The sequence below is a fragment of the Neobacillus drentensis genome, assembly GCF_021560175.1.
GTDB lineage: Bacteria > Bacillota > Bacilli > Bacillales > Cytobacillaceae > Neobacillus > Neobacillus drentensis_A.
The window spans coordinates 6,015,853-6,028,216 of the sequence record NZ_CP091110.1 but is presented as its reverse complement, the minus strand read 5'-3'; the positions used below and the strand labels follow the sequence as shown (position 1 = coordinate 6,028,216).

Genomic DNA, 12,364 nt, shown 5'->3' with positions numbered 1-12,364 from the left:
TTGATGAGATTAATAGCGGTTGGAGATAATGTAGTTGATTATTATGAAGATCGAGAAGAAATGTTCCCCGGCGGGAATGCTGTCAATGTGGCTATTTTTTGGAAGCGTTACGGTGTAGACGAAGTTTCCTATATTGGGATTGTTGGGAATGACGAAGAGGGCGAGCATATTGTCAGCTCGTTAGAGGAGGAACAAATTGATGTTTCCCGGGTAAGGAAAGTGTTCGGAGCATCTGGTGAGGCTGTTGTTACGTTGGATGAGCAGGGCGACCGTAAGTTTGTCGGCTCAAATAAGGGCGGTGTTCAGACACAGGTGAAATTAAATTTCACTGAAACGGAACTAGCGTTTATCAGCACATTTTCGTTGCTGCATACAAGTGTCTTTAGCCATTTGGAGAAAGAATTGCCAATGTTGCAGGAGTATATTGATATCTCATTCGATTTTTCAACAAAATATGATGACGACTATTTAGAACTTGTCTGCCCCTATATAAAATATGCGACTTTCTCTGGCGGCGACTTAACGAGCGAGGAGTGTGAGGCACTCATCGCTCGTGTTCACCAGCTGGGGACACCGAATATTATTGTGACCCGGGGTTCGGCGGGATCGTTATTTTCAGATTCAAAACAGGTATATCAACAAGGAATTATCGAAACGGATGTAGTGGATACCCTTGGAGCGGGCGATACGTTTGTAGCGATCTTTTTAAAAGAATACGTATCGCATGGCGATACACAGGTAGCGATGGAGAAGGGCGCTGCAGCGGCCGCGGAAACATGTCAGCGATATGGTGCCTTCGGTTATGGGAAAAAGCGCGGGAAACGCATTACGATTGGCTAAGGCAAGGGGGACCTGTTCTTTGTGGAACAGGTTCTTCTTTATCATTGTCCATTAATTATAAAAACGGTAAGTTAATGAGGTCATTGCCCCAAAAGGGAAAATGGGGGCTAGGTCGGTAAATGGAAGATGGTTTCATTGCCCCCAAAGGAAAAATGGGAGCTGGCACGGTAAATGAAAGGTGGTTTCATTTACCCAAAAGGGAAAATACTAGCTAGCTCGGTTAATGAAAAGAAGATTCATTGACTGAAAGGCAAATATGATAGCTACTCGGGTATATGAAAAACTGCTTCAATCATTTTAATAAAAAAACTCCCTAAGTCATAAGCTTAGGGAGCGATTTCATTTTAGTATTCTACTTGCCACATATATCTTCTTTTTGATAGCGGGTGATTACGGGCATCGGCTAATTGCTCAGCATAGCGGCGGAGAACGTTATTTAATACCAACGGTGCAATATAACCTTGTAACTCAGGATCAATACCTGTTAAATCAAGTTCTTTTGCATCTAGTACCACGAGTTTTTTGCCATATCGTTTCGAAAATTCTAGTGCTCTTTCATCTAATGGACGTGTTTCATCCAAACCAAGCAGGATAATAAATGGTACTTCTTCATCAATGATTTCAAATGGACCATGGAAATATTCACCGGCGTGAATGGCGTTAGAGTGGATCCACTGCATTTCTAATAGAATACAAGTCGTGTAGGAATAGGCGATTCCATAGTTGGCTCCGCTCGCCATCGTATAAATAACTTTTTCATCTTTATATTGTTGACCAAATTGTTGGGCTCTTTCAGCAAATTGCTTATTCGACCGTTCGAAAGCAGCCTCTGTATTAGCTAAGCTATTGACCATTTTGTCAAACTTATCGTTTCCTTCCAGGACATTTAGAGCGCCTAGCGTTAATTGATAAAGTAAGCCTAAGTTGGTATTGAAGGCAACGGATTCAGTACCCCACTCGTATTTAACCACGAATTCACTTTCCTGTGCCAGCGGGGAGGTTGGTTCGTTTGTGAAACCAACTGTTAATGCTCCTTTTTGACGGGCAAATTCAGCAGCTTTTACGGTTTCTGGAGTGGTACCTGACATTGAGCACAAAATGACAAGTGAATTTTCGCCAAGTTTTCTAGGGTTGCGATGAATGAATTCATTGGAGCTGTATACATCAGAAGGAATGTTTTTTGCTTCTCGGTCCATGATATATTTGTTCGGATACATGATAGCAGAGGAACCGCCGCATGCAACAAAGTATACATGGTTAATTGTGCGCCCTTTCAAAGCATCTAACACATTTTTTACCTGTGGATCTACAACTACTTGTGAGTTTACCATTCATTTTTCCTCCTTAGGACTGTTTGGTCTAACATATAATAATACATTATATGATGTTATAGTATTATACATGATACAAATTGTCAATCTCTTTTGAAAATTAAATTTAATAGTTTATCTCCAATTGACTTATAACATATTATAATGTTATATTGACTTTGTATATCTTGCTAAATTGATCGTTTTGTTTTTAAAAAATAACGACTGGATGAAGTGAAGGGGATGGGGAAATGTCAAAGATCACGAGGGATCAAATTACGGGAATGAACTTCCATTATAAGCACTATCCTTTAGAATACTTTTTAGATGCAATGGTTCGATATGAATGCAAAAATATTGAATTATGGGGAGCATCCCCTCACTTTTATGTAGACGAACTAACACTTCAGGATATGAAAAATATAAAAAGAGAGATTGATAGAAGAAACTTATCGGTGGTCTGCTTTACACCAGAACAGTGTGTGTATCCGATCAACCTTGCGGCCAAAGAGGAGAGCATTCGGGAAAGAAGTATCCAATATTTCATCAAATCGGCAGAGGCTGCAAAGGAATTAGAGGCCCCATTACTATTGGTTACGCCAGGCTGGGGCTATGAAAATGAAGACCGCCATGAGGCATGGAAAAGAACGAGAGATTCACTGGAAAGGTTGTCAACGGTTGCTGGTGAACTGGGGTTAACCCTCGCGCTTGAACCTTTAACAAGGGTGGAATCCAATATCATTAACGATGCGAAGTCGTTAAAAGCGATGCTAGAGGAAGTAAATAGTCCCTTCCTTAAAGGGATGATTGATACGATTCCAATGGCTTTAGCGAATGAAGATTTTAATGATTATTTCAGCCTTCTTAAAGACGAGATTGTTCATATTCATTTCATTGACGGGAAACCGGAAGGCCACTTGGTGTGGGGGGACGGGGTGTTACCGTTGCAGAAATATATCGATCAGTTAGGTCAACATGGTTATCAGGGAGCGCTGACTTTAGAGTATACGTCCTATCAATATGTGCAAAACCCTGATGAGGAGATGGAACGGACGTTGGACGTACTTTCAGGGGTGTTAGCCGATTGAAACAAATTGATAGCTGGAAATGATTTAGATATACTTGTAAGTAACAATAGAAAAATCAGCAGATGGAACTAAATGATTATAAGGAGGGGGCTTTCCTTCCTATATAGTTTACGAATAAGAAAATTAGGCAGGTGATTGATATGTTAAAACAGGATGACCAGATTCCTTTATATATCCAATTAAAGGAATCACTCCTCAGCTCCATTTTGAATGGGGATTTAAAGTACGGGGATAAAATCCCGACGGAAGCAGAATTAAGTGAAGAATATAAAATCAGCAGGATTACCGTAAGAAAGGCCATTCTTGAGCTGGTTGAAGATGGGTTCCTGGTGAAGCGGCAGGGCAAAGGAACGTTCGTTAACAAACGGAAAATTGAACGAAAAATTGTCCATTTTTTAAGCTTTAGTGATGCCTGTAAGGCGAATGGCCTGACAGCGAGCAGTAAGGTGATTAAAAAGGAAATTGTTCAGCCAACGGCAAAGGATATCGAGCTGCTGAAGCTTGAAGAGGGGGATGCCCTGTTATTTATTCAACGGGTCCGCTATGCTGGCGATTCTCCGATTATGATTGAAAACAATTATTACTCTTATAAAAAGTTCCATATTTTACTGAATGAGGATTTAGAGGGTTCTGTCTATAAAGTAATCGAAGAAAAGCTGAACATTAAGCCTCAAGGTTCTTGGGAGACGACGTTGGAGATTGTCCGGGCATCCGAGGATGAAGTGCAATTACTCAATACTTCAAGCGGTGAGCCTCTATTTTATATGGAGACGACCGTTTATGATGAGAATGATGAACCGGTCCATCGCGGAAAACAGTATATCTTAGGTGACAGCTATAAATTCATCTTCCAGCAATAGTTTTAAAAAGAAATTTGGAATTTGATATGGGGAAGTAGAGCGTGATGAGGAAAACGATCCAAGATTGTTTATACATTTTGCTGGGTTCGCTTATTTATTCAATTGGTATTAACTATTTTACCATTCCTAACCTGTTATCAGAAGGCGGGATTATCGGCTTAACCATCATCTTTCACTATGTATTCCACTGGTCTCTTGGGATTGTAAATTTTGTTCTCAATACGGTGCTCGTTTTGGTCGGAATGAAGTTTTTAGAAAAAAGAGCTATTATTTATACGTTATTTTCCATTTTTTCATGTTCGTTGTTTTTATTTATTACCGAGGAAACGGGAAAACAGCTTACCAATGACACATTATTAGCGGCCATCTTTGCCGGTTTATTGGTGGGAGGCGGCATAGGGATTATTTTTCGTGCCGGGGGAACCTCGGGCGGGACGACGATTTTAGCGAGGCTGGCCAATCAGTTTCTAGGATGGAGTATGGGGAAGGGTATTTTGGCGATTGATCTAATCGTTGTGGCGGGTTCGGTGTTTATCATTGGGCTTGGGAAAGCGATGTATACGTTGATTGCGGTTTATTTGGGCGCTAAGGCGATTGATTTTATTGTGGAAGGCCTGGAAGAAAAGGTAGCTGTCCTAATTATTTCGAATTCATCTGAGTTGGTTTTGGATGCGATTACAAGTAAGCTATCACGAGGAATTACTGTTTTAGAGGGACGCGGCGGTTATACCGGTGATAATAAGGATGTGCTGTATATTGTGATTAATAGGCAGGAAATAGTTCAGTTGAAGAATTTGATTTATGCGGTGGATGAGCATGCTTATGTGACTATTCATCTTGTTCAGGAGATGATTGGTAAGGGGTATAAGGTTGGGAAGACTAAGGTGGCGAAAGGTATATAGGTTGTTGGGGGGAGAGCGTTTTTTGGAGACGCTCTTTCTTTTTTGTCTTCATGAGGTTGTTATGAGGACAGAAACTGGACGAGGGCTGTATTTTTGTCTTCATGGAGCTGTCATAAGGAGAGAGACCGGATGGAATCTTTCTTCCTTGTCCCCATGGGGACGCTTATTAGAAGGTAAAGGTAGATGTTTGTTGGGCCAGTCTTGCGACTGGCTTTTGTGTTAAAAGATATTAAAGTCTGATAGGGAGTTAGAAATGATTGATGAACTGTTAGAAATTTTAATTTGGTGATAAAGTCTCATTTTTGTCTTCATGAAGTTGTTATTAGGACAGAAAACGGGTGGGAGCTCATATTTTTGTCTTCATGGAGCTGTCATGAGGACAGAAGCGGGATGGGGACCCATATTTTTGTCTTCATGGAGCTGTCATGTGGACAGAAGCGGGATGGAGCTCATATTTTTGTCTTCATGAAGTTGTTATGAGGACAGAATCTGGGTGGGAGCTCATAATTTTGTCTTCATGGAGCTGTCATGAGGACGGAAACTGGGTGGGGGCTCGTATTTTTGTCTTCATGAAGCTTTCATAAGGACAGAAACTGGATGGGATTTCTCATCTTTGTCTTCAAGATGTTGCCATGAGTGCGGAAACTAGGCGGGATCTTTCCTCTTTATTCCCGTGAGTTGCTATTAGAGGGTAAAGGAAGATTTGTTGGGCCAGTCTTGCGACTGGCTTTTGTGTTAAATGACATTAAAATCTGATAGATGAGCTGATAGTAAATTTAATTAAGTAGTGATAAAGTCACAGTTTTTCGGACAATGGAATGAAGGGCTGATTTTTGCATATGATGATAGGGGAAATGGATATGCAGTCGGGCTGTCCGTAATTGGTTTATATTCTAGTAATATAACAAGTTGGTGTGGATTTTTGTCGAAAGAGAGTGATTATTGTTCGATTTTTAGAAATAGGGAAGAAAAGTGAATATTTGATGACAAATCTCACAGACAATATCGACAAGTTTATTGTTAAATAGTGGATATAGGACGGAAAATTAACACATACTCTTGGGTTCTTGCGAACCCTGTTTTATGCACGTCATCTTCCGCTTACGCTCCAGATCACGTGCACCTAAAGCAGCTCTTTGGATTAGTTCTAGCTGGTTCGCTCTTGCGTCATCTCTGATGTTTTTCAAGGAGCTTCTCTGCGAGATCACGCAAACGCTCAGGGGGAGGGGACCCGTGTCGTAAGACAAGTTTAGGGTGAAAATTGAATTTCTATCGCCATGTGCTGTCGCACATTGCGCTTCCGCTGTCGCTCCAGCTTGCGAAATTTCCCATTTTTAGCCTCTTTTGAGAGCGAGCTCTCACGAGGCTAAAAATGGGAAATTGTCGCGGCGATAGAAATCCAATTTTTTATAAAGTTGGCTTGTCGACAGGGGTTTGTAAGAATGCTATAATGAATTCGGTTACATGTTTAATTAATATGAAAATTTACAACATTGGAGGGGATAGACATGGAACTTAATGTATATCAGAATAATTATCTGATAGTTTTTGTGTTCCTATGTCTTGGTGTGCTGCTGCCTGTGGTGGCGTTATATTTTGGGAAGCTTCTACGTCCGAATAATCCGAGCGATGAGAAGAATACCACATATGAAAGCGGTATTGAGCCATTTCACGATTCTCGTGTGCAGTTCAATGTCCGCTATTATATTTTTGCCCTGATGTTTGTTATTTTTGATGTAGAAACTGTGTTTTTATATCCATGGGCGGTGGCTTATGATAAGCTGGGGATTTTTGCTCTCGTTGAGATGTTGATTTTTGTGGCGATGCTTTTACTTGGCCTTGTGTATGCTTGGAAGAAGAAGGTGTTACAATGGATTTAAGACTAGAAGATTTCACACCGGATGAAATAAGAGAATTAGAACGAAATGTATTTTTTGCCACGCTGGAGCAAATTAAGGCATGGGCACGAAGTAATTCTTTGTGGCCGATGACATTTGGTCTGGCTTGTTGTGCGATTGAAATGATGGGTACAGGGGGAGCGAACTATGACCTTGACCGGTTTGGGACGATTTTCCGGACGTCGCCAAGGCAATCGGATTGTATGATTGTTTCTGGTACAGTGACGAAAAAAATGGCACCGATTTTACGCCGTTTATATGATCAAATGCCGGAGCCGAAATGGGTGATTGCGATGGGGTCATGTGCGACTGCAGGCGGGCCGTATGTAAAATCGTATTCCGTGGTTAAAGGAGTCGATCAGATTGTTCCGGTGGATGTCTATATCCCAGGATGCCCGCCAAACCCTGCCGCTTTAATATACGGAATCAATAAGTTAAAGGATAAAATTCGTTACGAAGCGAAGACTGGGAAGAAGGTGATCTAACCGATGAGCGGGGAGAAGGATCTCGAACAATTAAAGAAAGAGGCGGCCGCAAAGGCAAAGGCTGAGGCTTTAGCAAGGCGTAAGGCGAAAGAGGCTGGCGGAACGGCACCGACACCACCACCGACACCACCGACACCACCGGCACCGGAGGAGGCACCAGTGTCAGCTGCAGGTGCTGAAGACTCAAGTGACCTCGCAAAGAAAAAGGCAGCCGCAGCGGCGAAAGCAAAAGCGGCAGCGTTAGCGAAGAAGAAACGTGAAGGAATCATCGAAGAGGAGGCCCCTGCGGCGGTTGAGCCTCCAGCTCAAACGGCAGAACCAGCTTCTAGTAATGATACAGATGATCTTGCTAAGAAAAAAGCAGCGGCAGCAGCCAAAGCAAAAGCGGCTGCGTTAGCGAAAAAGAAACGCGAAGGGATCACGGAAGAAGAGGCGCCAGTAGAGGAAACACCAACGCAGGCCGTGGAAACTGCTTCAGCAAATGACGCCGATGACCTCGCGAAGAAAAAGGCGGCCGCAGTGGCAAAGGCAAAAGCGGCGGCAGCAGCAAAACGCAAAGCAATGGAACAAGCCGGCGGAGCGGCTTCAGCAGATGAAACAGCATCCGAGCAAGCAGACGATACTGATGACCTTGCGAAGAAAAAGGCGGCAGCAGTGGCGAAAGCAAAAGCGGCGGCAGCAGCGAAGCGGAAGGCAATGGAATCTGCGGGCGGTGACGCTTCAGCAACAGAGGATGCACCAGCTGGGGATGACGCCAAAGCGAAGGCAGCAGCAGCAGCCAAAGCAAAAGCAGCTGCGGCAGCGAAAGCCAAGGCAGCGGCAGCCGCAAAGGCAAAGGCAGCTGGAACCGATGCAGCAGATGCAGGCGGCGATGATGAAAAAGCAAAAGCAATCGCGGCAGCCAAAGCGAAGGCGAAAGCAGCAGCCGCAGCCAAAGCAAAAGCGGCAGCAGGCGGGAAAACTGGTGCAGCAGCGGAACCAGCAGCGGAGGTGAAGCCATCTGTCAATCAGCCATACTTAGATAAGTATGTAAAAGTGATTGCGGAACACTTAGGACCAGATGTTTTAGAAGATTCTTATATTAATAAACTATCCAAAGATGTTCCGACACTTGTGGCGAAGCATGATACATATTTCAAAGTAGCTCAATTTTTAAAATATAATGAGCTGCTTGGGTTTGATTATCTGTCAGAGCTGCATGGAACAGATTTTGAAACACATATGGAAGTATATGTTCACTTATACTCATACAAAAACCGGCAATCGGTGGCATTGAAAGTGAAGATTGACCGAGATGAACCAACAATCGAATCCTTGCAGCCACTCTGGGCCGGAGCGAACTGGCCTGAATGTGAAGCATACGATTTACTTGGAATTAACTTTAAAGGACATCCCGATTTACATCGGATCATGCTTGGAGAAGATTGGGTTGGCCATCCACTGCGTAAAGACTATGAACAGTATGATGTGGAGGTGTAACCATTGATCAGAACAGAAGAAATGCTGCTAAATGTTGGTCCCCAGCACCCAAGTACGCACGGAGTATTCCGCCTTGTGGTTAAAATTGATGGGGAAATCATAACAGAGGCAAAGCCTGTCATCGGTTATTTACACCGTGGAACGGAAAAATTAGCCGAGAACCTGCAATATACACAGATTATTCCCTATACAGACCGGATGGACTACCTATCGGCGATGACCAATAATTACGTCATCTGTCATGCGGTTGAAACGATGATGGGAATCCAGGTGCCTGACCGTGCGGAATATCTGCGCGTTCTTGCTATGGAGTTAGGACGGATTGCCAGTCACCTTGTGGCCTGGGGAACTTATGTCCTTGACCTTGGGGCGACTAGTCCATTTATTTACGCCTTCCGTGATCGTGAAATGATTATCAATATGCTAAACGAATTATCAGGTGCCCGTTTGACCTTCAACTATATGCGGGTCGGCGGCGTGAAATGGGATGCTCCTGAGGGCTGGATTGAAACGGTAAGAAATTTTGTTCCCTATATGCGTGAGCAGCTGAAAGGTTACCACGACCTTGTTTCGGGAAATGAAATCTTTTTAGATCGGGTAAAAGGGGTAGGCAAATACACGAAAGAAGAAGCCATTCAATACTCACTCAGCGGACCGAATCTTCGCAGTACAGGAGTAAAATGGGATCTTCGTAAAGATGAGCCATATTCGATTTATGATCGCTTTGACTTTGATGTCCCAACATCAGAGGACGGGGACTGCTTAGCGCGCTACCACTTACGGCTTGAGGAGATTACGGAATCGCTGAAAATCGTTGAGCAGGCTGTCGAGCAATTCCCAGCTGAAGGGGACATTCTGGCCAAAGTTCCGAAAATCATTAAAGTACCAAAAGGGGAAGGGTTTGTGCGAATTGAATCACCCCGCGGGGAGATTGGCTGCTATATTTGCAGTGACGGGAAGAAGGAACCGTACCGTTTAAAGTTTAGGAGACCATCATTCTATAATCTACAAATTCTTCCGAAATTACTTGTAGGCGAAAATATTGCAAACTTGATAGCCATTTTAGGAGCAGTGGATATTGTCCTTGGGGAGGTTGACGGCTAATGATTCAAGATTTGCTCCAATCAAGCCCTGGCTGGGCAAACTTTGGAATTTTCTTTTTACTCGGTGTCATCTTGCTTTTAGTCGTCTTAGGTTTCGTTACCTACGGAATCTTAGCCGAGCGAAAAGTAATGGGGTATATGCAATTGCGTCACGGCCCAAACCAACTTGGCGGCCGCTTTGGACTGTTGCAGACTGTTGCAGATGTATTAAAGCTTTTATTAAAAGAAGATGTCATCCCGAAAGCAGCAGATCGGCCATTATTTATTTTGGCGCCGATTATTGCCTTTGCCCCATCATTCATGGTGCTGGCAACGTTACCGTTTACTGATAAGTTTCAATTTGCCGATATCGGTGTCGGCCTGCTTTATTACATTGCGATTTCGGGCTTAACGGTTTTTGGGATGCTGCTTGGCGGCTGGGCCTCGAATAACAAATACGCCCTCTTGGGTGGGATGCGTGCGGCGGCACAAATGATTTCGTATGAAATTCCGCTCGTCATGTCGGTGTTAGGGGTTATCCTGTTAGCAGGAAGTTTAAATTTAAATGATATCGTCCTGCAGCAAAAACATGGCTGGTTTATTCTATTGCAGCCAATTGGCTTTATAGTGTTCTTTATCGCTTCGATTGCGGAATTAAACCGGACACCGTTTGACTTGCCAGAGTCGGAAAACGAACTGGTTGCCGGCTACTTCGTTGAATACGCGGGATTCCGTTGGGCGTTTTTCATGCTTTCAGAGTATGTGTATGTATTTGGGATGTCGACACTGATTACGGTCATCTTCCTAGGCGGCTGGCTGGCGCCATTTGCATTCCTTAGCTTCATTCCTGGAGCAGTATGGTTTGCACTTAAATTCTGTTTAGTAGTCTTCATGTATTTCTGGATCCGGAGTACGCTGCCGCGTTTCCGTGTCGACAGATTGATGGAATTCGGCTGGAAAGTCCTGCTGCCAATCGCATTAGCAAACATTTTCCTTACCGCCATAATCAAATCACTATTCTTCTAATTACATTTGGTGCCTGACACCAATATCAGCATCAACACTGTGATAGCAGTGAAAATGGTGCCTGACACCAGAATTAAAAAAAGGGGTGAAAAACGTGCTTGGAGTATTTAAAGGCTTGAAATATACCCTTAAACAATTATCGCGCGAGAAGGTTACGTACGATTATCCAAATGAGCCGCTTCCGCTGCCGGACCGCTTTCGCGGCATCCAAAAGTTTTATCCGGAAAAGTGTATTGTCTGCAATCAGTGCATGAATATCTGCCCGACAGAATGTATTGATTTAACGGGTAAGAAGCATCCGGACCCAACAAAAAAGGGAAAGATCATCGACACATATGATATTAACTTCGAAATCTGTATTCTATGTGACCTGTGTACCGAGGTTTGCCCGACGGAAGCAATCGTCATGACGAATAACTTCGAGCTCGCTGCATACAGCCGTGACATGTTATTTAAAAATCTGGAATGGCTGGATGAAAACGACGAAAACGTACGGCAGGTGAATAAACCATGACATTCTCAGGTGAATTCCTCGCATTTATGGGACTCGCACTCGTTGCCATTATCGGCGGCGTGCTGCTGTTAAACCTTAATAAGGTAATCCATATGGTTGTCGCTCTTATTTTCACATTCGTGGCGATTGCGGGGATTTATGTACTGCTTTCTGCAGAATTTATCGCGGCAGTGCAAATCTTAATTTATTCAGGTGCGATCACGATCATTATGCTTTTCGGCATCATGTTAACGAAGCATAATGACGACAGTGAACCGAAAACAGGCAGATTACGCAAGTTCCTCTTGTTCCTTGGCGTGGTCGGCTTTGCCTTTGCAGTTTACATTGGCATCTACAATTTCAATATTGAACAGGTTCCGACCAAGCTCCATGAAAATAATACCTTACAGATTGGGCAGGCGCTCTACTCAAAATATATTATTCCGTTTGAGTTAACATCTGTATTGCTTTTAGTGGCTCTAGTCGGCTCGATTGTCTTAGCGAAAAATGATAAGAAGAAGGAGGCGGATGAGGAATGAGTTCAGTTCCCGCTTCAGCCTTCCTGGCATTGGCACTCATTTTATTTTGCATCGGCTTATACGGTGCATTGACAAAGAAAAATACCGTAATCGTTCTAATCTCCATTGAGCTCATGCTGAACGCTGTTAATATTAATCTGGTAACCTTCAGTAAATATGGCATGGCACCATCGATTACCGGACAAATCTTCGCCTTGTTTGCCATCAGTGTGGCAGCAGCAGAGGCAGCGGTAGGGCTGGCCATTCTCATTGCCCTTTATCGCAACAAAAAGACTGTCAGCATCGATGAAATGGACACAATGAAAAACTAAAATGACTTAGACACTCCTCGGGAAGAAACATACCACACGGATCCTGAGGCG

At 43.4% G+C, this 12,364-nt stretch carries 13 protein-coding genes; 12 read left to right on the top strand and 1 reads right to left on the bottom strand.

What is annotated here, in order from left to right:
• Positions 1-3 precede the first annotated feature (3 nt).
• Positions 4-840, top strand: coding sequence for a PfkB family carbohydrate kinase (locus L1999_RS28465; RefSeq protein WP_235741583.1), 837 nt, complete (start codon positions 4-6; stop codon positions 838-840).
• A gap of 344 nt (positions 841-1,184) precedes the next feature.
• Here the strand turns inward: L1999_RS28465 and L1999_RS28460 are convergent, their stop codons facing one another.
• A complete protein-coding gene (locus L1999_RS28460; RefSeq protein WP_235741582.1) occupies positions 1,185-2,171 on the bottom strand; it encodes an SIS domain-containing protein in 987 nt (328 codons plus the stop codon).
• 230 nt (positions 2,172-2,401) lie between these two features.
• Between L1999_RS28460 and L1999_RS28455 the strand changes: the two genes are divergently transcribed.
• From L1999_RS28455 to nuoK, 11 genes are all read left to right on the top strand, one after another.
• Entirely contained in the window at positions 2,402-3,238 is an 837-nt protein-coding gene (locus L1999_RS28455; protein ID WP_235741581.1) for a sugar phosphate isomerase/epimerase family protein, read from the top strand.
• 140 nt (positions 3,239-3,378) lie between these two features.
• Complete coding sequence (locus L1999_RS28450) at positions 3,379-4,098, top strand: GntR family transcriptional regulator (protein WP_235741580.1); 720 nt, start codon at positions 3,379-3,381, stop codon at positions 4,096-4,098.
• Positions 4,099-4,139: 41 nt separating this feature from the next.
• Complete coding sequence (locus L1999_RS28445) at positions 4,140-5,000, top strand: YitT family protein (RefSeq protein ID WP_235741579.1); 861 nt, start codon at positions 4,140-4,142, stop codon at positions 4,998-5,000.
• Between the two features lie 1,508 nt (positions 5,001-6,508).
• Positions 6,509-6,880, top strand: a complete 372-nt coding sequence (locus tag L1999_RS28440) for an NADH-quinone oxidoreductase subunit A (protein WP_215045491.1) — start codon at positions 6,509-6,511, stop codon at positions 6,878-6,880.
• Positions 6,871-7,383 (top strand): NuoB/complex I 20 kDa subunit family protein, encoded by a 513-nt coding sequence (locus tag L1999_RS28435; protein WP_141561107.1) that lies wholly within the window; start codon positions 6,871-6,873, stop codon positions 7,381-7,383. Before L1999_RS28440 ends, L1999_RS28435 begins: the two co-directional genes overlap by 10 nt.
• 3 nt (positions 7,384-7,386) lie before the next feature.
• Positions 7,387-8,862, top strand: a complete 1,476-nt coding sequence (locus L1999_RS28430) for an NADH-quinone oxidoreductase subunit C (protein WP_235741578.1) — start codon at positions 7,387-7,389, stop codon at positions 8,860-8,862.
• A gap of 3 nt (positions 8,863-8,865) precedes the next feature.
• A complete protein-coding gene (locus L1999_RS28425; RefSeq protein ID WP_235741577.1) occupies positions 8,866-9,966 on the top strand; it encodes an NADH-quinone oxidoreductase subunit D in 1,101 nt (366 codons plus the stop codon).
• Positions 9,966-10,970, top strand: coding sequence for an NADH-quinone oxidoreductase subunit NuoH (nuoH, locus tag L1999_RS28420; protein ID WP_235741576.1), 1,005 nt, complete (start codon positions 9,966-9,968; stop codon positions 10,968-10,970). Before L1999_RS28425 ends, nuoH begins: the two co-directional genes overlap by 1 nt.
• 94 nt (positions 10,971-11,064) lie before the next feature.
• A complete protein-coding gene (gene nuoI, locus L1999_RS28415) occupies positions 11,065-11,484 on the top strand; it encodes an NADH-quinone oxidoreductase subunit NuoI (protein ID WP_235741575.1) in 420 nt (139 codons plus the stop codon).
• Entirely contained in the window at positions 11,481-12,002 is a 522-nt protein-coding gene (locus L1999_RS28410) for an NADH-quinone oxidoreductase subunit J (protein WP_215045495.1), read from the top strand. Before nuoI ends, L1999_RS28410 begins: the two co-directional genes overlap by 4 nt.
• Entirely contained in the window at positions 11,999-12,313 is a 315-nt protein-coding gene (nuoK, locus tag L1999_RS28405) for an NADH-quinone oxidoreductase subunit NuoK (protein ID WP_235741574.1), read from the top strand. The genes L1999_RS28410 and nuoK overlap by 4 nt, the downstream gene beginning before the upstream one ends.
• Positions 12,314-12,364 lie beyond the last annotated feature (51 nt).